27 protein-coding genes, 1 tRNA gene, 1 riboswitch and 1 other annotated feature are annotated in these 25955 nt (G+C 41.3%); of the genes, 27 read left to right on the forward strand and 1 reads right to left on the reverse strand.

Annotated elements, in window-relative coordinates; genetic code table 11:
- Positions 1-68: 68 nt before the first annotated feature.
- From ACQKKK_RS01265 to ACQKKK_RS01280, 4 genes are all read left to right on the forward strand, one after another.
- On the forward strand, positions 69-1046 hold the full coding sequence (locus ACQKKK_RS01265) for an electron transfer flavoprotein subunit alpha/FixB family protein (protein WP_427613481.1): 978 nt from the start codon (positions 69-71) through the stop codon (positions 1044-1046).
- Between the two features lie 201 nt (positions 1047-1247).
- Positions 1248-1562, forward strand: a complete 315-nt coding sequence (trxA, locus tag ACQKKK_RS01270; RefSeq protein ID WP_427613482.1) for a thioredoxin — start codon at positions 1248-1250, stop codon at positions 1560-1562.
- A gap of 102 nt (positions 1563-1664) precedes the next feature.
- Complete coding sequence (gene uvrC, locus ACQKKK_RS01275; protein ID WP_427613484.1) at positions 1665-3437, forward strand: excinuclease ABC subunit UvrC; 1773 nt, start codon at positions 1665-1667, stop codon at positions 3435-3437.
- A 61-nt stretch (positions 3438-3498) separates the two neighbouring features.
- Positions 3499-3675, forward strand: a riboswitch (Lysine riboswitch).
- 89 nt (positions 3676-3764) lie between these two features.
- Complete coding sequence (locus tag ACQKKK_RS01280; RefSeq protein WP_427613486.1) at positions 3765-4997, forward strand: aspartate kinase; 1233 nt, start codon at positions 3765-3767, stop codon at positions 4995-4997.
- A gap of 65 nt (positions 4998-5062) precedes the next feature.
- Here the strand turns inward: ACQKKK_RS01280 and ACQKKK_RS01285 are convergent, their stop codons facing one another.
- Positions 5063-5548: a YslB family protein gene (locus ACQKKK_RS01285; RefSeq protein WP_427613488.1), complete on the reverse strand. Its 486-nt coding sequence runs from the start codon at positions 5546-5548 to the stop codon at positions 5063-5065.
- Between the two features lie 374 nt (positions 5549-5922).
- On the opposite strand from ACQKKK_RS01285, the gene ACQKKK_RS01290 reads away from it, so the two are divergent.
- The 23 genes from ACQKKK_RS01290 (at position 5923) to ACQKKK_RS01400 (ending at position 25943) form a co-directional block, all read left to right on the forward strand.
- Positions 5923-6531 carry a succinate dehydrogenase cytochrome b558 subunit gene (locus ACQKKK_RS01290; protein ID WP_427613490.1) on the forward strand — a complete coding sequence of 203 codons (609 nt, stop codon included), beginning with the start codon at positions 5923-5925 and terminating at the stop codon, positions 6529-6531.
- Positions 6532-6601: 70 nt separating this feature from the next.
- A complete protein-coding gene (gene sdhA, locus ACQKKK_RS01295) occupies positions 6602-8353 on the forward strand; it encodes a succinate dehydrogenase flavoprotein subunit (RefSeq protein WP_427613492.1) in 1752 nt (583 codons plus the stop codon).
- Between the two features lie 17 nt (positions 8354-8370).
- Positions 8371-9144 carry a succinate dehydrogenase iron-sulfur subunit gene (gene sdhB, locus ACQKKK_RS01300; RefSeq protein ID WP_061464304.1) on the forward strand — a complete coding sequence of 258 codons (774 nt, stop codon included), beginning with the start codon at positions 8371-8373 and terminating at the stop codon, positions 9142-9144.
- Between the two features lie 340 nt (positions 9145-9484).
- Positions 9485-9967: an acyl-CoA thioesterase gene (locus ACQKKK_RS01305; RefSeq protein ID WP_427613493.1), complete on the forward strand. Its 483-nt coding sequence runs from the start codon at positions 9485-9487 to the stop codon at positions 9965-9967.
- 106 nt (positions 9968-10073) lie between these two features.
- Positions 10074-10298 carry a helix-turn-helix domain-containing protein gene (locus ACQKKK_RS01310; RefSeq protein WP_028392149.1) on the forward strand — a complete coding sequence of 75 codons (225 nt, stop codon included), beginning with the start codon at positions 10074-10076 and terminating at the stop codon, positions 10296-10298.
- Positions 10299-10501: 203 nt separating this feature from the next.
- Positions 10502-10966, forward strand: a complete 465-nt coding sequence (locus ACQKKK_RS01315; protein WP_427613495.1) for a MarR family winged helix-turn-helix transcriptional regulator — start codon at positions 10502-10504, stop codon at positions 10964-10966.
- Between the two features lie 10 nt (positions 10967-10976).
- Complete coding sequence (gene racE / locus ACQKKK_RS01320; protein WP_427613497.1) at positions 10977-11780, forward strand: glutamate racemase; 804 nt, start codon at positions 10977-10979, stop codon at positions 11778-11780.
- A 340-nt stretch (positions 11781-12120) separates the two neighbouring features.
- Positions 12121-13200: a GerMN domain-containing protein gene (locus ACQKKK_RS01325; RefSeq protein ID WP_427613499.1), complete on the forward strand. Its 1080-nt coding sequence runs from the start codon at positions 12121-12123 to the stop codon at positions 13198-13200.
- A gap of 896 nt (positions 13201-14096) precedes the next feature.
- The gene (locus ACQKKK_RS01330; protein ID WP_427613501.1) at positions 14097-14708 is read left to right on the forward strand and encodes an XTP/dITP diphosphatase; all 612 of its coding nucleotides are present in this window, start codon (positions 14097-14099) and stop codon (positions 14706-14708) included.
- A 2-nt stretch (positions 14709-14710) separates the two neighbouring features.
- Positions 14711-15223 carry a metallophosphoesterase family protein gene (locus ACQKKK_RS01335; protein ID WP_427613503.1) on the forward strand — a complete coding sequence of 171 codons (513 nt, stop codon included), beginning with the start codon at positions 14711-14713 and terminating at the stop codon, positions 15221-15223.
- 174 nt (positions 15224-15397) lie between these two features.
- Positions 15398-15471 (forward strand) — tRNA-Arg (locus ACQKKK_RS01340).
- A gap of 215 nt (positions 15472-15686) precedes the next feature.
- On the forward strand, positions 15687-15887 hold the full coding sequence (locus ACQKKK_RS01345) for a hypothetical protein (protein WP_061464291.1): 201 nt from the start codon (positions 15687-15689) through the stop codon (positions 15885-15887).
- 887 nt (positions 15888-16774) lie between these two features.
- Entirely contained in the window at positions 16775-17530 is a 756-nt protein-coding gene (locus ACQKKK_RS01350) for a DUF2087 domain-containing protein (protein WP_427613505.1), read from the forward strand.
- An 18-nt stretch (positions 17531-17548) separates the two neighbouring features.
- Positions 17549-17905 (forward strand): GIY-YIG nuclease family protein, encoded by a 357-nt coding sequence (locus tag ACQKKK_RS01355; RefSeq protein ID WP_427613507.1) that lies wholly within the window; start codon positions 17549-17551, stop codon positions 17903-17905.
- 123 nt (positions 17906-18028) lie between these two features.
- Positions 18029-18307, forward strand: coding sequence for a 2TM domain-containing protein (locus ACQKKK_RS01360; protein ID WP_427613509.1), 279 nt, complete (start codon positions 18029-18031; stop codon positions 18305-18307).
- 185 nt (positions 18308-18492) lie between these two features.
- Positions 18493-18666, forward strand: a complete 174-nt coding sequence (locus ACQKKK_RS01365; RefSeq protein ID WP_427613511.1) for a hypothetical protein — start codon at positions 18493-18495, stop codon at positions 18664-18666.
- A 104-nt stretch (positions 18667-18770) separates the two neighbouring features.
- On the forward strand, positions 18771-19130 hold the full coding sequence (locus ACQKKK_RS01370; protein WP_427613513.1) for a YidH family protein: 360 nt from the start codon (positions 18771-18773) through the stop codon (positions 19128-19130).
- Positions 19131-19479: 349 nt separating this feature from the next.
- Positions 19480-19755 carry a GNAT family N-acetyltransferase gene (locus ACQKKK_RS01375; RefSeq protein ID WP_089361687.1) on the forward strand — a complete coding sequence of 92 codons (276 nt, stop codon included), beginning with the start codon at positions 19480-19482 and terminating at the stop codon, positions 19753-19755.
- Positions 19756-19918: 163 nt separating this feature from the next.
- Positions 19919-20425 (forward strand): M15 family metallopeptidase, encoded by a 507-nt coding sequence (locus ACQKKK_RS01380; RefSeq protein ID WP_427613516.1) that lies wholly within the window; start codon positions 19919-19921, stop codon positions 20423-20425.
- Positions 20426-20746: 321 nt separating this feature from the next.
- Positions 20747-21005, forward strand: a binding site (T-box leader).
- A 115-nt stretch (positions 21006-21120) separates the two neighbouring features.
- Positions 21121-22836 carry an acetolactate synthase large subunit gene (gene ilvB / locus ACQKKK_RS01385; protein WP_427613518.1) on the forward strand — a complete coding sequence of 572 codons (1716 nt, stop codon included), beginning with the start codon at positions 21121-21123 and terminating at the stop codon, positions 22834-22836.
- A gap of 3 nt (positions 22837-22839) precedes the next feature.
- Positions 22840-23352, forward strand: coding sequence for an acetolactate synthase small subunit (ilvN, locus tag ACQKKK_RS01390; RefSeq protein ID WP_427613520.1), 513 nt, complete (start codon positions 22840-22842; stop codon positions 23350-23352).
- Between the two features lie 40 nt (positions 23353-23392).
- A complete protein-coding gene (gene ilvC / locus ACQKKK_RS01395; protein WP_063575544.1) occupies positions 23393-24421 on the forward strand; it encodes a ketol-acid reductoisomerase in 1029 nt (342 codons plus the stop codon).
- Positions 24408-25943: a 2-isopropylmalate synthase gene (locus tag ACQKKK_RS01400; protein WP_427613523.1), complete on the forward strand. Its 1536-nt coding sequence runs from the start codon at positions 24408-24410 to the stop codon at positions 25941-25943. Before ilvC ends, ACQKKK_RS01400 begins: the two co-directional genes overlap by 14 nt.
- Positions 25944-25955 lie beyond the last annotated feature (12 nt).

A 25955-nucleotide genomic window follows, 5' to 3' on the forward strand; every position in this document is an offset into this window, starting at 1 on the left:
GAAACGGTCCTTTTCAAAACAACAGCACACGACAAAAAGATAAAATAGAGCACAGGAGGTTTTTATAAATGGCTAGAAAGTTTCTTGTATTGGGCGAAGTTCGCGACGGTTCACTAAGAAATGTATCATTTGAAGCTATCGGTGCGGCTAAACTTGCTGCAGATGGCGGGGAAATCGTAGGTGTTTTAGTTGGTGACAGTGTTCAAAATTTTGGTGATGAATTGATCCAGTATGGTGCAGACCGGGTTATTGCTATAGAAAATGATCAATTGAAACAATATACTTCAGATGGTTATGCTCAAAGCTTGCTTGCTGCCATCGAGCAGGAAAAGCCAGAAGGGATTTTCTTTGGTCATACGGCCTTAGGAAAAGACCTTGCACCTAAATTGGCTGGAAAACTTGAATCAGGATTGATCTCCGATGTTACATCCATTGAAGAAGAAGGCGGAAATATCGTTTTCACCCGCCCGATATATTCTGGTAAAGCATTTGAAAAGAAAATTGTTACAGATGGCGTGATATTCGCGACAATCCGTCCTAACAATATTGAACCATTAGCGAAAGATGAGGCACGCACTGGTGAGGTTACTGCATTAAGTGTGGATATTAAGGATTTACGCACAATCATTAAAGATGTTGTTAGAAAAGCTAGTGAAGGGGTCGACCTTGCAGAAGCAAAAGTAATCATCGCAGGCGGCCGTGGCGTGAAAAGTGAAGATGGTTTTGAACCATTAAAGGAACTGGCACAAGTTCTTGGCGGAGCGGTAGGTGCTTCCCGCGGTGCATGTGATGCGGACTATTGCGATTACTCTTTGCAAATCGGGCAAACGGGTAAGGTCGTTACACCTGATCTTTATATCGCCTGCGGGATTTCTGGAGCGATACAGCATTTAGCTGGGATGTCCAACTCCAAGGTTATCGTTGCCATCAACAAAGACCCCGAAGCCAATATATTCAATGTAGCTGATTATGGAATTGTCGGGGACCTTTTCGAAGTCGTTCCATTACTGACGGAAGAATTCAAAAAACTAAAAGTTAACGCTTAATAGAAAAAAGGGGCAAGACATTTGGCAAAAGCCGATACATGTCTTGCCCCTTCATTTTTTGGGGTTATTCGGCAACGCTTGAGCCTGTATATTTACACTTTTTTTGGACATCCTACCACTGAAGCAAAAAATTAGCGTCGATTCTAGCAACAATGGTATACTGTCTTTAGTTATTTAAGTAAATTTGAGGAGGAAATATATATGGCTATTGTAAATGCAACTGACCAAACTTTCACTACAGATACTAACGAGGGTGTAGTTCTTGTAGATTTTTGGGCTCCATGGTGCGGACCTTGTAAAATGATCGCTCCTGTTCTTCAAGAGCTTGATACTGAAATTGGCGATAAAGCGAAAATCGTAAAAGTGGATGTAGATGAAAACCAAGAAACAGCTGGGAAATTCGGTGTGATGAGCATCCCGACACTAATCGTCCTTAAAGACGGTGAAGTGGTGGATAAAGTGGTTGGTTTCCAACCTAAAGAAGCACTTGCTGAACTTATTGCAAAACACGCGTAATAGTAAGTTAGCTAAAAAAAGCTTCAAGTCTGCGGACTTGAAGCTTTTTTCGCTATCTTGATATATAATAATTGTAAAATGGGAGAACAGGAGGCTGAATGCATGAACCAACAAATAAAGAATAAACTTGCCCTTCTTCCCGATCAACCTGGTTGTTATTTAATGAAAGATCGTCAGGGAACAATCATATATGTAGGCAAAGCTAAAGTGTTGAAAAATCGTGTACGTTCTTATTTCACGGGATCACATGATGGAAAAACATTGCGGCTTGTGAGTGAGATAGAGGATTTCGAATACATCGTAACCTCTTCCAATATTGAGGCTCTCATTTTAGAGTTGAACTTAATCAAAAAACATGATCCAAAATATAATGTCATGCTTAAGGATGATAAGACGTATCCTTTCATCAAGCTGACAGCGGAACGGCATCCACGTCTAATCATTACGCGTAAAGTCAAAAAAGATAAAGGGAAGTATTTCGGTCCATATCCGAATGCTTTTGCAGCCAACGAAACGAAAAAATTGCTCGATCGCATCTATCCCCTAAGAAAATGCAATACCTTACCGGATCGCGTTTGTCTTTATTATCACCTTGGCCAGTGCCTTGCCCCATGTGTATATGATGTTGAGGAACAGGAATATAAAAAAATGGTGGATGATATCAACCGGTTCTTGAATGGCGGACATACTGAGATAAAAAAAGAACTGACTGAAAAAATGCTAGAGGCATCAGAAGAGCTCGATTTCGAGAGGGCCAAGGAGTATCGTGACAAAATTGCCCACATCGATATTACGATGGAGAAGCAGAAAATGATGACGACCGATTTCATCGACAGGGATGTATTTGGGTTTGCCTATGATAAAGGCTGGATGTGCGTTCAGGTATTTTTTGTCCGACAGGGTAAATTGATCGAAAGGGATGTTTCACTTTTTCCTGTCTATGATGAACCGGAACAGGAACTTCTTACATTCCTCGGTCAGTTTTACGAGATTACCAACCACTTTAAACCAAAGGAAATCCTGCTGCCTGAGTCAGTGGATGCTGAAATGGCCGAAGGTCTGCTAGGTGTCAAAACGATTCACCCGAAACGGGGATCGAAAAAAGACATGCTTAAATTGGCGAATGAAAATGCCTCCATCGCCCTTCAAGAAAAATTTTCATTGATAGAACGGGATGAAGAAAGAACGATTAATGCGGTGGAAAACCTCGGGAACCAATTAGGGATCTACACCCCGCATCGAATTGAAGCTTTCGATAACTCGAATATCCAGGGAAGTGACCCTGTTTCCGCTTTAGTCGTGTTCATTGATGGGAAACCGGAAAAAAGGGAGTACCGTAAATATAAAATCAAAACGGTCCAGGGACCTGATGATTATGAATCGATGCGTGAAGTTGTCAGAAGAAGGTATTCACGAGTATTAAAAGAAGGGCTGCCGCTCCCGGACTTAATTATCATTGATGGCGGAAAGGGCCATGTGGAAGCAGTTCGGGATATTTTGGAAAATGAATTGGGTCTTGATATTCCACTTTCCGGTCTGATTAAAGATGAAAAGCATAGGACTTCGCAATTAATGATTGGAAATCCGCTTGAACTTGTTCCGCTTGATTCACGTAGTCAGGAATTTTATTTATTGCAAAGAATTCAGGATGAAGTGCATCGGTTCGCGATTACGTTTCATCGCCAGCTGCGCGGGAAAAACGCGGTTCACTCCCAGCTTGATGATATTCCGGGAGTCGGGGAAAAGCGGAGAAAGCAATTATTAAGGCATTTTGGGTCATTGAAGAAAATCAAAGAGGCATCGGCCGAGGAAATCATGGAAGCTGGCATGCCAAAAGGGGTAGCTGAGGGAATCGTTAGAAAATTGCAAGAATAATCTTGCTGCCTGCAATTCTCTATGCTATGATTAGAAGGAATTTTTAACTAGACAACTTAAAAGTGCTGATAGAGGTGCGGAATTCAAGAGTAAAAACCTGGAGAAGTATGAGCTTCCATGAAAGGTTTTGAAAGGGGATGACGCCGAAGGAAGACAAGACTCATACCTTGTTTTTCTGGTCTGACATTTAATAAATGGCGGATTGTCAGGGTTTATGCCCTGGAGAGCTATCTCACTGTGTTTACAGTATTGGATATGTGATCACAGCAATGAGATATTTCTCATTGCTTTTTTTATTGCCTAAAAGGGTAGAGAGGGTGCATTAGGATGGTATTAATCGTTCAAAAATTCGGCGGGACATCGGTCGGAAGCGTAGAAAAAATAAAAAATGTTGCCAATCGGGTTATTGAGGAAGTGAACAATGGAAATGAGGTAGTCGTCGTTGTTTCAGCTATGGGGAAAACCACGGATCAATTGGTTTCCATGGCCCAGGATATTTCCGGAACACCGAGCAAGAGGGAAATGGATATGCTATTGACCACGGGGGAACAGGTCACGATATCCCTGTTAACGATGGCATTGATTGAAGAGGGACATGAAGCCATTTCGTACACTGGCTGGCAGGCTGGCATGCAAACGGAATCCGTTCATGGGAATGCCCGGATTTTAAACATCGATGCCACGAGGATTCAAGCTCAGCTCCAGGAGAAGAAAATTGTGGTCGTTGCCGGTTTCCAGGGGAACGATGTAAATGGGGAAATCACGACCTTAGGGCGAGGCGGTTCCGATACGACGGCAGTTGCCATCGCTTCAGCGCTGAAGGCGGATAGGTGCGATATTTATACGGATGTAACGGGTGTTTTCACTACGGATCCACGCTACATAAAAGGCGCACGTAAACTCCAATCCATTTCTTATGATGAGATGCTGGAACTTGCCAACCTAGGGGCCGGCGTCCTTCATCCAAGGGCTGTAGAATATGCAAAAAATTATCAAATTCCGCTTGAAGTCCGTTCGAGCATGGAGAGAGAATCAGGAACGATCATTGAGGAGGAAGCAACTATGGAAGAAAACTTAATTGTACGCGGCATTGCTTTTGAAGACAGTATTACAAGGGTCACAATATATGGCTTGCCCCAATCACTTGGTGCATTATCCACAATTTTCACGACACTTGCGAAAAACCGGATTAATGTGGACATCATCATTCAAAGCATGACAGCCGAGGATACGACCAATCTATCATTTTCCACAAAAAGTGAAGACATGGAAACGGCCTTGATCGTACTGGAAAACAATAAGGAACAATTGTCATTCGACCGAGTCGAAACGGAGGGTGGATTGGCCAAAGTGTCCATCGTCGGATCTGGTATGGTTTCCAACCCAGGAGTGGCTGCCGAGATGTTTGAAGTGATGGCCAATACAGGCATCCAAGTGAAAATGGTCAGTACATCTGAAATTAAAGTCTCGACTGTCGTCAATGAAAAGGAAATGGTTAAGGCGGTCGAATCTCTTCATGAAGCATTTAAACTTGGACAGCATGCAAATGTGCTAGCTTGAGAGAGTAGGGAGTCCAATAAAAAACAGACTTCCGGTAAAAAGGGTAAGTCTGTTTTAAGGGCTCATTAGATTTGATCTCTGGGATCCCATTGAATGGTGAATATCACTTTTTTTGCGCGGCGTTTGATTTCTTCCGTTGATTCGCTGAGGAATTTTTTTTGCAGTGTAAACTGCTCGGCAAGGAAACCGGCTTCAAGTTGGAAGTGACAGTCAGGATGTAAATCCATACGGCGGCTGATTATTTCACCCGACAGGGATAATTCCATCTGATTTTTCGTAAACTTCATGATTTCCAGGTTGCCCCATCCCGCGCTCTGGAAAAATTCAATAACTTCTTGATCGCCATTCAATGGGAATTTTCGTGCTAACTGTTTACCTGCCCAATAGAGGATTTGATTAGAGTCTTTTCCGAGAATATCGTTCAATAGAACTTCTCTGATTAATTCGTATCCGAAAGCTGGAACTTGGAATTCTTCAGTTTGAATTTCTTCAGTTTGAATTTCTTCAGCTTGAATCTCTTCTTCTATCGCAGCAGCAATATTTTTTTTCATAGTTTATCGCCTCTTTCTGTAAATCTATTATAAACGTTTTTCTTTTGCAAATTATACTGTTTTTTATTTATTTAAACAGCAATTGGAAAAAAATGATAAATTATACCGAGATAATTAGTAATTTCTCCAAAATATCTTCTTGATGAATAAAAAATAGGCAATTTAATCCAATAAAATCTATTCTGAAAAAGAGATTTCTTGTATCCGTTTTCTTGACGCACATAGAAGTCAGGAGTAAAATGGACATGTCACATAATTGTAAAGGGAAGTATAGGGGTAGTTGTTTGACTCTATACTTTATTTTCACGCGGAGATAAAAGGTAGCCACCAGTTTATCTTTGCATGATTTTTCACAAATTAAGGGGGGGCACTTAGTGGCAAAAAATCGTGAGTTTGGGAATCGTAGACTTCATTCACTACTTGGAGTTATTCCGATCGGGCTGTTCTTGTTGGAGCATTTAGTTACCAACTATATGGCAACAAAGGGACCGGAAGCATTTAATTCAGCAGCACATTTCTTAGAAAGCATACCGTTTCGTTATTTTCTGGAAATCTTCATCATTTTCTTACCTTTGATTTATCATGCGGTTTACGGGATTTATATCGCGTTCACAGCTAAAAATAATTTAGGTAAATTTAGTTTTTTCCGAAATTGGATGTTCTTTTTACAACGTCTAAGCGGAATCATTACGTTGATTTTCCTTGTTTGGCATGTATGGTCAACTAGGATTCAAGTAGCTATGGGTACAGAGGTTGACTTTGACATGATGGCAGAGATTTTCTCTAATCCATTTATGATTGCATTTTATTTAGTTGGTGTCATTTCGACAATTTTCCACTTCTCAAATGGATTATGGTCATTTGCAGTGAGCTGGGGTCTGACAATTTCACCTAAATCACAAAAAATCATGACTTACGTTACTTTGATCATTTTCGTTCTTCTTTCTTATGTTGGAGTAAGTGCAATTTTCGCTTTCGTATAAGAAGATGGAGTTCATTTATAATTGTTAGGAAAAACATAGCTTTGCTAATGGAAATAAGGGAGTGACAGAATTGGGTAAAGGTAAAATTATTATCGTAGGTGGAGGTCTAGCTGGATTAATGGCTACGATCAAAGCAGCAGAGCTGGGACAACAGGTTGATTTATTTTCTTTAGTACCTGTTAAACGCTCTCACTCAGTTTGTGCCCAAGGCGGAATCAATGGGGCAGTAAATACAAAAGGTGAAGGGGATTCTCCATTTATCCACTTTGACGATACAGTTTATGGCGGAGACTTCTTGGCTAACCAACCGCCGGTTAAAGCAATGTGCGATGCAGCACCATCAATCATCCATATGTTTGACCGTATGGGCGTTATGTTCAACCGTACTCCTGAAGGTCTTCTTGATTTCCGTCGTTTCGGTGGTACTCAACACAGCCGTACAGCATTCGCTGGTGCAACAACTGGTCAGCAATTACTTTACGCATTGGACGAGCAGGTTCGCCGTTATGAAGTGGAAGGCCTTGTAACGAAATATGAAGGCTGGGAATTCCTTGGAGCCGTTATCGATGATGATCAAACGGCACGCGGTATCGTAGCTCAAAACCTGACTTCAATGGAAATCAAATCATTCCCTGGCGACGCAGTCATCATGGCGAGCGGCGGCCCTGGAATCATTTTCGGTAAATCGACTAACTCAATGATCAATACAGGCTCAGCAGCCTCCATCGTTTATCAACAAGGTGTAAATTATGCAAATGGTGAGTTCATTCAAATTCACCCAACAGCAATCCCTGGAGATGACAAACTTCGTCTAATGAGTGAATCCGCTCGTGGTGAAGGTGGACGTATCTGGACATATAAAGACGGAAAACCTTGGTATTTCCTTGAAGAAAAATACCCTGCTTACGGTAATCTAGTACCTCGTGATATCGCGACTCGTGAAATTTTCGACGTATGCATGAACATGAAGCTTGGTATTAATGGAGAAAACATGGTTTACCTGGATCTATCTCATAAAGATCCTAAATTACTTGATATTAAACTTGGCGGAATCATTGAAATCTACGAGAAATTCATGGGTGAAGATCCTCGTAAAGTTCCAATGAAAATTTTCCCTGCCGTTCACTATTCTATGGGCGGACTTTGGGTGGATTATGACCAAATGACCAACATTAAAGGTTTATTCGCTGCAGGTGAGTGTGACTACTCTCAACATGGCGGTAACCGTCTTGGTGCGAACTCACTTCTTTCTGCAATTTTTGGTGGTTCAGTCGCTGGACCGAATGCCGTTAAATATATCGAAGGCCTTGATAAAACTTCAGAATCCATTCCTGCTTCATTGTTTGAAGGCTACGAAAAACAACAACAGGAAAAATGGAATGAAGTCATGTCTCTTGATGGTAACGAAAATGCTTACGTCCTGCACAAAGAACTTGGTGAGTGGATGACACAGCATGTTACTGTAGTTCGTTACAATGACAAGTTGAAAGAAACTGATAACAAGATTCTTGAGTTGATGGAACGTTACAAGAAAATTAACATCAACGATACTGCTAAATGGAGCAACCAAGGAGCTGCCTTCACTAGACAGCTTCAAAACATGATGCAATTGGCTCGTGTAATCACAATTGGTGCTTTAAACCGTGACGAAAGCCGTGGAGCTCATTACAAACCTGATTTCCCAGAACGTAATGATGATAAATTCATGAAAACAACAATGGCAACATTCAAAGGCTTGGATCAAGCACCTGAATTCCATTATGAAGATATTGATGTATCACTGATCGCACCACGTAAACGTGATTACACAACGAAACATTAAAGAGGGGGAGCAAAAAAATGGTTGAAACTAAATCTGAGACTAAAACAGTCCGTTTTATAATCACTCGTCAAGATACACCGGATTCAGCTCCTTATGATGAGGAATTTGAATTAGCGTACCGTCCGAATATGAATGTAATTTCCGCTTTAATGGAAATTCGTCGTAATCCAGTAACAGTACAAGGTAAACACACTACAGCAATTGCTTGGGACATGAACTGTCTAGAAGAAGTATGTGGTGCTTGTTCAATGGTTATCAATGGTAAACCTAGACAATCATGTACAGCTCTTATTGACCAATTAGAACAGCCGGTTCGTCTTGCTCCAATGCGTACTTTCCCTGTTGTTCGTGACCTTCAAGTCGATCGCAGCCGTATGTTCGACTCATTGAAAAAGGTAAAAGCATGGATTCCAATCGATGGAACGTACAATCTTGGACCAGGACCGCGTATGCCAGAAAAGAAACGCCAATGGGCATATGAATTGTCTAAATGCATGACTTGCGGTGTTTGTTTGGAAGCTTGTCCGAACGTAAACAGCAATTCAGACTTCATGGGACCACAACCATTATCACAAGTTCGTTTATTCAACGCACATCCAACTGGTGCAATGAATAAAGCGGAACGTTTAAATACAATCATGTCCGATGGAGGACTTGCAAACTGCGGTAACTCACAAAACTGTGTGCAGTCTTGCCCTAAAGGAATTCCATTAACGACTTCGATTGCAGCATTGAACCGTGATACTGCCATTCAACAATTCCGTAACTTCTTTGGAAGCGACGAAGTTTAATCATGACAATGAAAGAACCTGTATCTTTGGATATGGGTTCTTTTTTTCTCTTTGTAATTCAAGACTTGAACGATAGAGACCGGTAGCAAATCCATAAAATATGATAGCTTTGCATGGCGTTCTGAAAAAAATTAAGAACGAAGTGTGAATGGTTCGCGGCATCGGAGGGGGAAATCGACCATATCCACTGACATCGGCCTCCTGCAAAGGATACTCGATATGATTAGTGAAGTGAGCAATAATCAAATTAAACAGCTTTCAATAGAAAACCCTTTTCATTATCGTAATTTTCTTATAAAATGAGTGAATAGTCATTCATATTTGAAAGGGAGTGCACAAGTTGAGCAGAATATCATATATCGATAATATAACCGAGTGGATCAATGATTTTTCCTTTAAACATGAGATTAAGGTCCGCTTTTCGGAAACTGATATGTTTAGGCACTTGAATAACACGATTCCTTTTACTTATTTTGAAGAAGCGCGGATTGATTATTTCGAGAGCATGGGTTTTATGAAGGATTGGACATCGGATGGATGTGATGAGATACCGGTTGTTGCAGATCTACAGTGTGATTACCTGCAGCAGGTGTTTTTCAATGATCAATTGACAATCCATGTGAAAGCTGACCATATCGGAAAATCTTCTGTAGACATACATTATATGGGAACCAAACAAGACGGTTCAATTTGTTTGACGGGTAGGGGAACGATTGTCCAGGTCTCCAAAGCCACCGGAAAGCCGATACCTTGGACAGAAGAGATGAAGCGATTGATGTGGGGCATACGGAGCTTGAACATCCCTAAAAATATTTCGATTTAGACAAGTAAAAGAGTCACTTCCTTGAACTGGCCGACATACTATATCTTGACTAAATAGACACCCACTCCGGGTTTTATGCTGGTGAAGGCAAGGAGGGTAACATTACTTGAAGGAGAACGAATTCACTCATAAGCCACTACTCACCAAAAGAGAAAAAGAAGTATTTGAGTTACTAGTACAAGACAAAACAACAAAAGAAATCGCAGGTGAATTGTTTATTAGCGAAAAAACAGTTCGAAACCATATTTCAAATGCGATGCAGAAGCTTGGAGTCAAAGGACGTTCGCAGGCAGTCATAGAACTCCTTCGTATGGGAGAACTTAAGCTTTAATGTGTTGACACTTAATACGTAAGCCTTATAAATATTTTCTCTCCCGTTCTATTTGGCAGCATATAAGGAAGGACAAAACAATTTGGTTGTTTTGACTTCTTTGGATGCTGCTTATTTTTATGAAGGGGGTTTCATTATGATTCCGGACAATCAATCTTGAAAATCATTTCACTTTCATCCAAAATGGTAGTATGATAAGTTTCATGAAGTGGGGAGCTGTGTGTATGGATGAAGAGAAGCAGGTTGCTTATGTAGCCGATATTGAGAGGGAATTGCGCTATGTATCGTCATGGATAAAGCAAAGGGGACGGGAAATTCTCAATGATTATAAAATTACCATTCCTCAATTCCTGGCTTTGCAATGGCTTTTTGAAGCAGGCGACATGACGATTGGCGAATTATCCACGAATATGTTTCTCGCCTTCAGCACAACGACGGATCTGATTGACCGCATGGAGAAACATCAGCTTGTTAAGCGTGTCAAAGATGAAAAGGACCGGCGTGTGGTTCGTATTCACCTTCTTGACGAAGGTGAACGGATTATCGAAGAAGTGATTAATAAACGCCAGCAGTACTTGAGTGGCGTGTTAGTCAATTTCAACGAATCTGACATCGTGTCCCTCCGAGGGATTCTAGCAAAACTACATCAAGAAATGAAAGAAAAATGAGGCGAGTTTTTTGAAACAACCGATAGGAATCATTGATTCAGGGGTAGGCGGCTTGACAGTAGCTAAAGAAGTCATGCGTCAGCTTCCAAATGAAAATATAATTTACTTAGGTGATACAGCAAGATGCCCTTATGGGCCGAGGACCAAAAAAGATGTCCAAACCTTCACATGGCAAATGACGAGGTTCCTGATTAAGAAGGATATAAAAATGCTGATCATCGCTTGCAATACAGCGACTGCAGCTGTACTGGATGAAATCAGGGCAATACTTCCGATTCCTGTATTGGGTGTTATCCATCCTGGGGCAAGGGCGGCATTGAAAGTTTCGAACTCCTTGCATATTGGCGTTATTGGTACGGAAGGCACGGTGAAAAGCAAAGCTTATGACGATGCACTTGCTTCCATCAATTCCGATGTGAAAGTAGATAGTCTAGCGTGCCCGAAATTTGTCCCTATCGTAGAAAGCGGAGAGTTTCAAGGGGATATCGTTAATAGGGTCGTGGCACAAACCTTGAACCCGCTGAAGAAAACGAAGATCGACACATTGATTCTTGGCTGTACCCATTATCCACTGCTGGGGCCTGTAATCTCAAACTATATGGGGGATGAAGTACAAGTCATTTCCTCTGGGGAAGAGACGGCCCGTGAGGCAAGTGTCATTTTGGATTATTATAAATTAATCAATAAAAGCAAGTTCCGTCCGGTTCATCGCTTTTATACTACCGGTTCAAGAGATATGTTTGGTTCTATCGCATCGAGCTGGCTCGGTATTCATACCAATACAATCGAAACCATTAAAATTGATCACCTATAAGGCTTCCATTTGGAAGCCTTATTTTCGTAAAGGGGAAAAATGAAAAAGCATATAGTTATGTTTATACAAGCCTGGATGGATATAATGCCAGAGAAGAATGGAGCATAAGTAGGATTGAAGAGACAGAAGGGGAAGCGGACAATTGATACGGCGATTATGGGAAATAAGACATATCAACAGAATCATATACTGGCAGAAGTCCCGAAATTGCGTTGAAGCTTACAAACATGCAGCAGTACAGGCAAATTGCCCAGCTCCATTATCAGAGAGGAAAATAATTGGTCTATTTTCCTTTAGGGCTCGTATAAATAGGAGTACAAACTGTCCTAGGAGTGATTTTATGTCCAATAAATCAAAAGTAACAATGGCTGTGACCATTCTGGCATCTTCTTTTTGGCTTTCAGGCTGCGGATTATTTGGCGGTGAAGAGAAAAAGGAAATTGATCCACCAAAGGATGTATCATTAGTCGAGGATGAATCTTCATTAAAAGAAATGAATGGTGAAGAAAAGCCTGCAACAGATGGAAAAAAAGGCGCTGGTGCTGTTGAATCGAAAACAGTGAAGACAGAGTTATATTTAATTGATAAAAGTGGGTATGTGGTTCCACAGACATTGGAACTTCCTAAATCCGAAGCCATCGCAAAACAGGCGCTTGATTACCTTGTCAATAACGGTCCAGTCACGGATAAACTTCCAAATGGATTCAGGGCCGTCATTCCTGCCGATACCCAAATAAGCGTGGACATTAAAGATGGAGTGGCTGTAGCGGACTTTTCACCGGAGTTCAAAAACTATCAAAAAGAGGATGAACTTAAAATCCTTCAAGCCATTACATGGACCCTGACGCAATTCGACTCGGTCGATAAAATCCAAATGAGAATAAATGGGGAAGATATTTCCGAAATGCCGGTCAATGGGACACCGATAGATGAGAATATCTCGAGATCTTCAGGAATCAATATCGATACGAGTGACGTGGTCGACATTTCGAATTCAAAAGCTCTGACTGTTTATTATGTAGGCGGTAACGAGGAGTACGCCTATTATGTTCCGGTAACACGTCGGATCAGCGAAACGGTGTCTGATAATGTAACTGCAGTCATCCAGGAATTAACGAAGAGTCCTTCGGGTTCTAACTTGCAAACGGGGTTCATGAGTGATGTAGCTTTACTTGACAAACCTAAAGTGGCAAAAGGTAAGGTCAGCCTTAATTTCAATGAAAATATCCTTGGAAGTTTTAAAGAGAAAAAGGTGTCACAAGAAGTCCTTGATGCCTTGGTCCTTTCTTTGACGGAACAGAAAGGAATTGAAAGCGTTGAAGTACAAGTGAAGGGCAGCGCCGATATTCTTAATGAGGAAGGTAAGAAACTATCTGAACCAGTGGTCCGTCCAGAGAAAGTCAACACAGGTAGTTTTTAAGGAAGATATATATGGATATAGCACAAGGAGGCAGCCAGCAGCTGCCTCTTATTCTTTTTTTATCACCAATAACAATAGTCTAATGGTTACCTGCTTTTTGAAGACAGAGCCCCTTGCTTAAATGTTCATAGAAAAATCTAATGCCATATATCCGATTCTTGATAAAACTTATTTTAACCATTGTTTAGATTGATAGGTAATCCCCAAACATTCACTATTCGTTAGAAAGTTTCTACATAAATAAAATTTTAAAAGGAAAAAATATCTTGTAATAATGTAATTCATCGGGGGGAATCTTTAACATAAGTGAAGGCACTTCCCCTAAACCGATAACTTCTGATACCCTTTGTGCTTAATTATTTGACTGCATCTCCAAGTGCTAAAGAGCTTCAATGGTCTTTCTGAAACATTATGATTTTTTTAAGGTATTCCGAAGTTCATAGACAGAATCTAAGTTTTTAACATGAAATTGAGGCTTGAAAATGTAGGTTAATCTTCTTCTGTTTAAATCTTTCCTTTATTAACAGTCATGCGAAGGCGCCCGGTGTTCAATCGACCTAAATTTATTATGGTGTAATTCACGCAGACGGCGGTACCCGGACAGGTTCCATTAAAGAAGCCTTCGTCGCTTTGTCTCCTTGTTTTAAAAATTGCAGGAGGACTGGCAGTTTTTCAGCTAAAAATTTCTGGCGGCTACAATTTTCGGGGTTATTGAAGAAGCGGGAGTTGTGTTAGACTTAAATTATCTGGAAGATTCAGCGGCCCTTGTTATCTGAATTTCATCATGACAGGCAGCGGTGAATTCATTCAATTGCGGGGAACTGGAGAAAAAAACGGCTTTTACATTACATATCACGAGCCATAGCCGATAAAATACAAAAAGGGTGAAATGAAGAATGAAGTCAGTAATCATTGCAACGAAAAATAAAGGGAAAGCCAAGGAATTCGAAAGCTTGTTCTCTGCTAAAGGGTATGAAGTCAAAACGCTTCTCGATGTACCGGATGCACCGGATGTGGAGGAAACAGGTACAACTTTTGAAGAAAATGCGATCCTGAAAGCAGAGGCCATCGCCCATCAGCTAGGCCACTTTGTCATTGCGGATGATTCCGGATTGATTGTAGATGCATTGGATGGCCGTCCGGGCGTATATTCTGCACGCTATGCTGGAGAGTCCAAGAGTGATGAAGCGAACACGGAAAAAGTCCTCAGGGAACTGGAAGGAGTGCCGGAAGAGGAAAGAACGGCGAGATTTTATTGCGCCTTGGCACTCGCGTCGCCCAACCAGGAAACGATTACTGTATCGGGAACGATGGAGGGCTTGATTACAGAACAGCCTTCAGGAACGAATGGATTTGGTTATGATCCAATCTTTTTTGTTAAAGAGCAGGGCAAAACAAACGCCGAATTGACAAAAGAGGAAAAAAACCAAATCAGCCACCGTGCCCGCGCATTGAGGACGCTAGATGAAAAGCTTGATTTATTTCTAAAAAGGGAAGAAGGAAAGTGACGATGAAAGTGCTAATAATGAGTGACAGTCATGGCCTAACTCATGAAATCAGCATGATAACCGACCGTCATAAACAAGAAGTTTCTGCCGTAATCCATTGCGGTGATTCAGAGCTGGAAAGAAATGATCCTCATATGTCCGATTTCTTAGCCGTACGCGGGAATTGTGACTATGATTCGGCATATCCGACTGACATTGTGGAGAACATCGCAGGCAAGTGTTTTTTCATTACTCATGGACACCTCTATAACATAAAGATGACCCTGATGAATTTATCATATAAAAGTGAAGAGACTGAAGCGGATATTATTTGTTTTGGTCATTCCCACGCTGCAGGTTCCGAATTGATTGACGGCAAGCTCTTCATCAACCCGGGAAGCATACGCCAGCCGCGTGGACGAAAAGAGAAAACCTATGCCATTTTGGAAATGGGAACAGGCCAACTCGAAATCACCTATTATGACCTTGAAGGAAAAATCGTTGAGGAACTAAGAAATGCTTATCAAATGGGATGACTTCATGTATAATGACCAGGAAGCGTTTTTCCCCGCTTCCTGGTTCATGAAAAAAAGAAAAAAACTTTTTATGAAAAACCGTTGACTTTCTTTTCATATCCTACTATAATAAGAAGTGTCCTAAGGGAACAGTTAAGGTAATACATAAGTTTTACCGCAACTTATATCATAAACGTCTCAGTAGCTCAGCTGGATAGAGCAACGCCCTTCTAAGGCGTCGGTCGGGAGTTCGAATCTCTCCTGGGACACTAACGTAAAAAGCCAAAACCTTTTAAGGTTTTGGCTTTTTTACTTTTTCTGTGCCGCTTTTAGTTAACGAGGGAATATGGAATGAACGTAGAAAAAATGCATTTCCTTTTGCATCCATTGAATCAATACTGATTGTAAGAAGTTTTTTATTTCATATTTATCGCAGGTGGATGATCTTTTGTGTCGAACTTGTTATAAATAAGGAGATGTTTAAATGAATAAAGATCGATTATTCAAGTTCATTCAAACTTCCACTCGGGGCAATTTCTTTTCAGTCGAAATATCCGAAGATGGAACTAAGGTGGTCCAATTAGCCAAGGAGCTAGAAAAAGAGGGAAGAATCAAGTTGAGGGAATGCTCGCGAAAAGAACAAGGTGTTTATCTGGAAGGAATACTTAAGTTTGTGCCAAGCTAATATTTTATAAGCTTTAACGAAGGACTTATACTAGGAATTTCATATGCCCCATAGAAAAAGGCATCCAATCATGGATGCTTCAGACTGTAGATAAACTTGAACTGCCCCGTAAATGTTAGACACGAAACTAACATTTACGGGGTGTTTTTTTAGGTTTGTACAATTTGAACATTGCCTCGAGGCTCTCAACTTTCCGCGGGCGGTCCGCTCGCGGCGTCTCCCCTGGACGCGCTTTTCCCGCATGAGTCTAGCACACCCATTCCAAAGATATAACCCTTGTGTCTACAAACTGCAGCATGATGTCTTTTTCTATATTTATCAAGTTCTATTTAAGGTTTGGACTTTTATGATCTTCTTCACTAAGTTGATGCATACTTGATTTGTTTTTGTAAAAGTATTTCAATTTTATCGCGTAATTCTGTCAGTGAGACCTTGAATTGTTCAGATAAATAATGTAATGGCAAATGTAAACCGGGGTTATGGTTTGGTTTGAAGAAACAATCGGTTCGTGTTCATCTTCATCTTTCAATGATATATCCTCATCCAAAGCTTTTTCGCTCTTATATAGCATATTATTTAGATAAGATAGATGAAGGCTATATTTCGACATTTACGCTCAATTATTCAATGCATTATAGCGGAATAGTACCAGGGGGATCATTAACTTGGTTGAATGGAGAAAGGTCGATCACCCGCCCCCCTCGGAAAACTTGTTCACTTTACCTGTCACCCTCGTTTTATGAATCCCTTCCGACTTTCAAGAATGCTGGTATAATCCGTATATACTTTGGTGCAATTATAAAAAAACGAAAAAACATTGACATATTATAAACAAATTAATATTATGTTTAGTATATTATAAACTTTATGAGGAAGTGTTTGGTTTTATGAAGGACGCTGAAATGTTTTGGAGCGCATCTCAGGATGAGCTTAAACAAGGGTATATCGAAGGAGGGAACCAGTATATTTGTTTACTGTGCGGAAATACAATTGAAAAGGGGATAGTATATCCGGAAGAGGGGGTTCTTTATGAAGCTGAGAGGTATATGCGGATTCATATTGAGCATGCACACCGTTCCGTTTTTGAATACTTGATTGATCTGGATAAAAAACTTACAGGTCTTACGGACCACCAAAATCGCCTTCTTCGCCTTTTTTACCAGGGGAAGAATGATGCTGAGGTTCAAGAGGAAATGGGGATTGGAAGTTCTTCCACGATTCGTAACCATCGCTTTGTGTTGAAAGAGAAAGAGCGGCAGGCTAAGTTGTTTTTAGCCATGATGGAACTTTTGAAAGATAAAGATGAATATGCGCCAGCGTTCATCCCCCTTCATCAAAAAGCAAGGATGGTCGATGACCGTTATAACGTTACCGAGGATGAAAAGATTACTGTACTGAAAAAGTATTTCCCTAATGGCAGTCAAGGTGGATTAAAGTCTTTCCCGCCAAAGGAAAAACAAAGGCTTATCATTCTCCTGGAAATTACGAAGCGTTTTGAAAATGAGCGAAAATACGAAGAAAAAGAAATCAATCAAATATTGGGTGCTGTTTATCATGATCATGTTCTATTGCGAAGATATTTAATAGAATATGGATTTTTGGATAGGAAGCCTGATGGAGGCCAATATTGGCTGAAGAAATGATGACTGGAGGCAAGGAAGATGGATCGTAAAAAAGAATTGAAGCAATTATATAAAGAAACGAAAGTTGAAGCGGGTGTATACCAAATAAGAAATACGGTAAATAATAAAGTCTTTATCGGCAGCACCAGAAATTTAAAGACGTTGAAGGGGAAGCAGTTTGAATTGGAAATGGGAACGAACACCAATAAAATGCTGCAAGGTGAATGGAATCAATATGGGAAAGAGGCTTTTTCTTTTGAGATACTGGAGATATTGAAGCCAAAAGAAACAGGATTTTTCGATGCAAAACGCGAATTGAAAAAACTTGAAGAAGTGTGGATGGAAAAAATACAGCCATATGAAGAACGGGGATACAATAGAGTGAAATCAAACTGACTTATTTCTCCGAATTCCTGGCTCTCGATTTAGCGTTAACACATCTCGTCTTATAATTTAAATTAGATAAATTTCGTATAATTAAAAGCTGAGGGTTATATATTTAAGTGTTTAGGTGCCGGAATGGAAAATGGAGATGGATATCTAAGAGCGAAAAAAAGGGTGGAAAACCTTAAGGCATTTTACATTCATTTAACGGTGTATTTATTGGTGAATGTAATGCTTTTTGCAATTAACCTATTGTCGGATCCTGGTTATTGGTGGTTCTTTTATCCACTTGGAGGGTGGGGGATTGGAGTTCTGGTTCACGGTCTAACAACCTTTGCACACGGAAGCTTTGGGTCTGAGTGGGAAGAGAGAAAGATAAAAGAATACATGGAGAAGGATAAAAAGGACAGCTGAAAATGGGGATATTCAAAACAGGGAGTCATTATGGCTCTTTTTTTCGTGGGAAGATAATTATGATATCTCACTTGTTGTTGGTTTTTAAATGGTTTAAGCTATTAGTGAGGAGGGGATCCTGTTTGTAAAACTTAGGGGGAACCCTTGAAGGATCTTCTCTAAATACATCATTTTAGGAGTTGCGAATGAAAAAAGTAGGATGGACCATAACGGGGATAGGGGCAATCAGTGCACTGGGTGCCTTACTTTATCCTTTGGATATTATTGATAAAACACAATGTATATATTTATTGCTTGGCGGTGCAGGCCTAATGTTTGTCGGGTCTATGTTCAGGGCCTTTTCGTTCCTTAAGAGATGAATGATAATGAGAGACCCGAGTCCTGAAGGCGGCGGATTAAGGTACAAGTCTTTCACATAAGTTACATAAGAATCGAATCTAAAATGTTCAATTAAGGTGATGACATGGAGAAAAATCAATTGAAATATGCTCAACAGCATCTGGCTAATGAACGCACTTTTCTGGCGTGGATTAGAACGGTGATTGCGATAGTGGGGGTTGGCTTTCTCACGACGAGCCTGCATTTTACGATTGGTGTGCATCGGGATGCCCGAATTGACTTGATCAGTATCATACTGGGGATGTTTGCATGTGCTTTGGGCCTTGTGATTACGGTGCTGGCAACGTTCGGTTATCTGCAGAAGAAACGGCAAATCAATGAAGGTACGTTTCGGCCCTCAAGTGCGCACGTAATTCTTATCGCTGTTTTTATGGTCATATTGTTATCGATCATTATTTTATATTTTCTGTTCATAAAAGTATAACGCTCTGTCCTATCCTATATAGGGCAGTTTTTTAGTTTCAATTTACTTATTCTTACATCTCAATGGGAGGATTCCTTCTGTTAATTAGTTGCAATAAAAAAATAGAAGCTTGAAAAACTCTAAATTACATTATGGTTGAACAAGAGTAAGAAAAACCTTGTTAAAAGATTTCATAATCAATCATGATTTCCTAGTCATGTCTTTTTACCTCCCTGGGATCATTTTTTATCATCCCTCTTTTATTTGTAAGTAAACTTCACATCAGTAATAATTTGAACAAGTTTTAAATATTTGTTTATTTTCCATTTTGTGAGATATGATAAAAAGGAATTATAAGGAGGTCATCGAGATGGTGGATATCAAAAAAGGTGAAAGTTCTTTTTTTGTCGAAGAATCTGGCGAGAAACTGGCAGAAATCACATTCTTTAAATCAGGTGATGATGAAATCACAGTTGATCATACCGTAGTTTCTGACAAGCTTCGCGGACAAAAGGTTGGAAATGCCCTTGTCGAAAAGGTAATAGGATTCGCCCGTGAGGAAAAACTTAGAATTGTTCCGGTATGTTCGTTCGTTCAAAAACAGTTTGAAAAAAATGCAGAATACGAGGATGTTTTGGCTAAATGAAACAGAGGGCTGGACACTGGGATTGGATTATATCCTTCTGTGTTCAGCCCTTTTGCATGATGGTGAATCCAGTACCCCTTGAATTTCTTCCGGTCATATATTTAGCATAAAGCGCCTTTCCGTCTGCGGCATTGTTCGCATTAAATATAGGGGAGGTGCCAGGATGGCTATCAAATTACAAACCTTGTTGAATCGCGCAAAGGGGAACATGGGAAGCAAAATGGACCCGGTCGTGAACGAGTCGATACTTGAAGTGGTTAAATTAGCTTATGAAGCGGGGATATTTGTTCAAATTACGGCTGGTTACCGAAGTTTCTCAGAACAAAATGTATTGTATGAACAAGGCAGAACGAATAAATCAAAGCCAATCGTGACATATGCCAGAGCGGGCCAATCCTTGCACAACTATGGATTTGCTATAGATTTTGTCATTGTTAGTGATGACGGCAAGCGGGTATTGTGGACAGAGGAAGAAAAGTGGACAAGAGTTGCAGCCATAGCAAAATCCCTGGGATTTGTTTGGGGAGGGGACTTAGAATTGTTCCGGGATTTTCCGCATCTTGAAATGTCGGGCGGTTTATCTACGAGAGACCTTCAAAAGGGATTGAGGCCAAGTCTTCTATCAAGAGTTGCGTTAACAACCTTTTCGGAGATTGACAGTGAGAAGTGAAGCCGAAAGGAAAAATGGGTGATTCCGCATATTGGAATGGATCATGGAAACACATGGATGTGTATTTGGAGTTTCTGATGAATAAGTTTTTTATCACTTTAAAATTCTAAATGGAAATCTAACATTTTTAAAAATTAATAATTGAAATAATTTATTTATAGAATGTGGTAATGATAGGTATGTAAGCGTATACACTAAAACTTTCAATTTAGAATTATCAAAAAATTCTCAAAAACCTGTTGACTACTACATGAAATACACGTAAGATAATCACAAATACAAGACATCAAACATAAGCGTTTCGAAAAAATATGAATAATGCGAAAAACATTGAAGAGGATAAGTAGTCTTTTTAAAAGGCATTCACAGAGAGCCGGGTTGCTGAGAACCGGTATTGTCCCAAAAGATGAACTCACCTTGGAGTTTCAGCTTGAACGTCAGACTAGTAAGGCTGAACGGGTGCGTACCAGTACCCGTTACCAAAACAGAGAATAGTGTAGGCTATTCAAAGTGCGCATGGAGTTTCATGCGAAAAAGGGTGGTACCGTGGAGTGGCTCATCAAGCCTTTTCACCCCTTTAACTTGCCGAGTGCAAGTACATTTGGGGTGAAAAGGCTTTTTTGTATGCCTTAAAGGCTGAAAATTCTGAATCTTAGGAAATCATTTCATGGGAAAGTGAAGGGGGTATTTACGAAATGACACAAAAATCAGTGGTAGCTGATCGGAACGGTGGAAAGACACATTATAGTGGTGCCGAATTCCTGCTGAATGCATTGAAAAAGGAAAATGTTGAAGTCATCTTTGGATATCCGGGTGGTTCCGTATTGCCGATTTATGACAAGCTTTACAGTTCAGAGCTTTTTCATATTTTGACAAGACATGAACAAGGTGCGATCCATGCAGCGGAAGGATACGCCAGGATTACCGGCAAGCCGGGGGTGGTCATAGTCACATCCGGACCAGGGGCGACGAACATTGTCACAGGTTTGGCTGATGCAATGATCGACTCATTGCCACTTGTGGTTATTTCGGGTCAGGTCGCTACCAGTGTAATTGGTTCAGATGCATTCCAGGAAGCTGATGTACTGGGGATCACTACACCGATTACAAAACATAATTACCAGGTAAGAAAGCCGGAAGACCTCCCGCGCATGATAAAAGAAGCATTTTATATCGCTTCAAGCGGCCGGCCCGGTCCAGTATTAATTGATATACCTAAAGATATGGCTATTTTAGAAGGTGTATCCACGGATGCGGAGCCAGAAATGGATCTCCCTGGTTACCAGCCGACCACCAAGCCGAATTACTTACAGATCAGAAAGCTTGTTGAAGCCGTAAGTGGAGCGAAAAGACCAGTCATTCTTGCAGGGGCAGGCGTCCTGCATGCGAAGGCATCCCACCTATTAAAGGACTATGTCGAGCAGCAAGGCATTCCCGTCGTCCACACATTATTGGGTCTTGGAGGTTTTCCGGCGGACCACCCCCTCTTTATCGGAATGGGTGGTATGCATGGCTGTTTTGCAGCAAACATGGCGTTATCAAAATGTGATCTATTAATCAATATCGGTGCCAGGTTCGATGATCGATTGACTGGGAATCTAGCGAAGTTCGCACAGCATGCAACGGTGGCCCATATCGATATTGATCCAGCGGAAATCGGTAAAAATGTACCGACGAAAATTCCAGTTGTCGGAAGTGCCAAGGAAGCACTGATGGAGCTGATCGCACAAAATGGCAAGAAGCCTGAAATTGAAAAATGGACCACACAGCTGACTGCATGGAATGAAGAGTTCCCATTGCGTTATACACATGAAGAAGGCGTGCTGAAACCACAGCGAGTCATCCAGATGCTTCATGAAAAAACGAAAGGGGAGGCCATTGTTACGACGGATGTTGGACAGCATCAAATGTGGGCAGCGCAATACTATCCGTTTAACAAACCGAATTCATGGGTCACATCCGGTGGACTCGGAACGATGGGCTTTGGCTTACCTTCGGCTCTCGGGGCGCAACTGGCGAATCCGAAAGCGACGGTGCTTTCCATATCGGGAGATGGCGGTTTCCAAATGTGCCTGCAAGAACTTTCGGTCATTGCCGAAATGAATCTGCCGATCAAAATCATCATCGTCAATAACGGGGCACTCGGGATGGTAAGGCAGTGGCAGGAACTCTTTCATGATAACCGTTTCTCACACAGTATTTTTCAATCGCATCCGGACTTTGTGAAATTGGCCGATGCTTATGGAATTCCGGGTTACAAGGTGACGACGGAGGAAGAAGCCAGCAACTGCCTGGATGAAGCGTTAGCGACTGATGGTCCGGTATTAATCGATTTCCGTGTAAAGCAAAAAGAAAATGTCTTTCCGATGGTAGCACAAGGAAAAGGACTTGATGAAATGGAAGGAGTTTAATCAATGAAAGGAATTCTAAGCCTTACCGTGAACAACCGGCCAGGCGTCCTGAATCGGATTACGAACCTGTTCACGAAAAGAAATTATAACATTGAAAGCATGGCTGTCGGACCATCCGAACAGGAAGGCATTTCAAGGATGACCTTCGTGGTCGATGTTGATGACGAAGCAGTCGTTGAACAGATCACCAAGCAATTGAACAAGCAGATCGAAGTATTGAAAGTATATGATATTACGAATCAATCGATTGTGGCGAGGGAACTTGCACTCATCAAAATATTGGTGACTACACATACCCGAGCTGAGATTTATTCAGTCATCGAACCCTTCCGTGCATCAGTAATTGATGTCAGTAAAGATAGCCTGACAGTTCAAATCACAGGGGAATCGGATAAAATCGAAGCCTTCATCGAACTGATCAAGCCATATGGCATCAAGGAATTGGCAAGGACAGGGACAGCCGCCATCCCGCGTGGAATGCAAATAGCACACGCCAAGAGCGCGACAATCGTATAAAACAAAAAAACAATGAAAAGAAAAGGGAGATGTAATTATTATGGCAAAAGTATATTATAACGCAGAAGCAAACGAGAATTTTTTCAACAATAAAAAGGTAGCGGTCATCGGATATGGTTCACAAGGACACGCACACGCACAAAACCTACGTGACAGCGGTGTAGAAGTAATCATCGGAATCAGGAAAGGTAAATCCTTCGATAAAGCGGTGGAAGACGGGTTCAATGTTTACACAGTTAAAGAAGCCGCTGAACAGGCAGACGTAATCATGAACCTTTTGCCTGATGAAACTCAGCCGAAAGTATACCAAGAAGAAATCAAACCGGTATTGCGTGCAGGTCAAGCGTTAATGTTCGCGCACGGATTCAACGTCCATTTTAATCAAATCGTTCCTCCGGCAGACGTAGATGTATTATTAGTCGCTCCAAAAGGTCCAGGACATCTTGTTCGCCGTACATATGAACAAGGTGCAGGGGTGCCGGCATTGTTTGCCATCTATCAAAACGTTACAGGGGAAGCAAGAGAATTAGCACTTGCTTATGCTAGAGGAATTGGCTCATTAAGAGCTGGTGGCTTGGAAACAACATTCCAAGAAGAAACAGAAACAGATCTATTCGGGGAGCAAGCGGTACTTTGCGGCGGCTTAACTGCCCTTGTGAAAGCAGGTTTCGAAACTTTGACAGAAGCTGGGTACCAACCGGAAGTTGCATACTTTGAGTGTTTACATGAACTTAAATTAATCATCGATCTTATGTATGAGGGCGGAATGGAAAACATGCGCTATTCCATTTCTGATACAGCTCAATGGGGAGATTTCGTTTCTGGACCACGCGTTGTGACGGAAACTACGAAAGAGGCCATGAAAGCGATCTTGAAAGACATCCAAGACGGTGAGTTCGCTAAAGGATGGATTTTGGAAAACCAAGCGAACCGTCCAGTCTTCAATGCTATCAATAATCGTGAAAACCAACATCAAATTGAAGTCGTGGGCCGTGAATTAAGAAAAATGATGCCATTCGTAAAGCCCCAACAAAAAGAGAAAGAAGTGGTAGCCGTTGCGAAAAATTAATATATTTGAAACCACACTTCGAGATGGGGAGCAATCCGCCGGTGTAAATTTAAATTTTACCGAAAAGCTTGAAATTGCTTATCAGCTTGAAAGATTGGGTGTTGATATTATCGAAGCCGGTTTTCCGGCAGCATCCAAAGGGGATTTCAACTCCGTACAGGAAATCGCGCGCAAAATTAAAAACAGCTCTGTTACGGGGCTGGCGCGTGCTGTAAAAGGAGATATTGATGCAGCTTGGGATTCATTAAGGGTCGGGGCGGAACCAAGGTTGCATACGTTCATCGCCACTTCGCCCATTCACCGTGAATATAAGTTGAAAATGTCGAAGCAGCAAGTGATTGAAAAGTCCGTTGAGATGGTCAAGTACGGGGCAGCGCGTTTTCCGATTGTACAATGGTCTGCAGAAGATGCAAGTCGTACAGAGCTGGACTACTTGGCTGAAATCGTTGAAGCGGTCATTCAAGCTGGTGCAAAGGTCATTAATATACCAGATACTGTAGGTTATGCAGCTCCGATAGAATACGGAAACATTTTCCGGTACCTTCGTGAACATGTTCCTTCTATTAATAAGGTTAGCTTATCTGCACACTGCCATGATGATCTTGGCATGGCAACGGCCAATTCATTGGCTGCCATCGAAGGCGGGGCTACACAAGTCGAAGGCACAATCAACGGCATTGGTGAACGTGCCGGAAATGTGGCACTTGAAGAGGTGGCCATGGCACTCTACATCCGGAAAGATTTCTATCAAGCGGAAACGGGCCTTGTATTAAATGAAATTAAAAGGACCAGTGACTTGGTCAGCCGCCTTACGGGAATGCAAGTTCCTGCTAATAAAGCCATAATTGGTGCCAATGCTTACGCACATGAATCTGGCATTCATCAGGATGGCATGTTAAAAGAAAAAACGACATACGAAATCATATCGCCTGAACTCGTCGGAGTTTCGTCCAATTCACTTGTTTTAGGGAAGCATTCAGGACGGCATGCTTTTAAAGAAAGATTACAAGAGTTGAATTTTTCGGTAACGGATGAGGAAATGAACTCATTATTCGTTCAATTCAAGGAATTGGCCGATAATAAAAAGACCATGACTGATGAAGATATCGTGGCGCTGGTGCTTGAAGAGAAAGCGACGGATATCAGTTTCTATGACTTGATTTCTTTCCAGATTTCCCACGGTACACATCAAGTTGCAACAGCGACGGTTACACTGAAAAAAGGTGATAATGAAGAGATTCAAGAAGCGGCTACAGGGGCAGGAAGTGTTGAAGCCCTCTATAACACGCTTGAAAGATGCTTGGGCAGTGAAATCAACTTACTGGACTATCGAATTCAATCGGTGGGTGGCGGTATGGATGCCCTTGCTCAGGTTTTTGTGAAAATTGATTATAACGGTGTGGAAACGAGCGGCCGCGGTCTTGATCAGGACGTCTTGGAAGCATCCGCCAAAGCGTATTTGAACGCTGTGAACCGTGTGATCATTATGAAGGAACTGGAAGAAAAAGCAGTATTACAATAGGAAGGGGAGATT

The organism is Peribacillus sp. NPDC006672 (assembly GCF_050274955.1).
In the GTDB taxonomy this organism is placed as follows: Bacteria; Bacillota; Bacilli; order Bacillales; family DSM-1321; genus Peribacillus.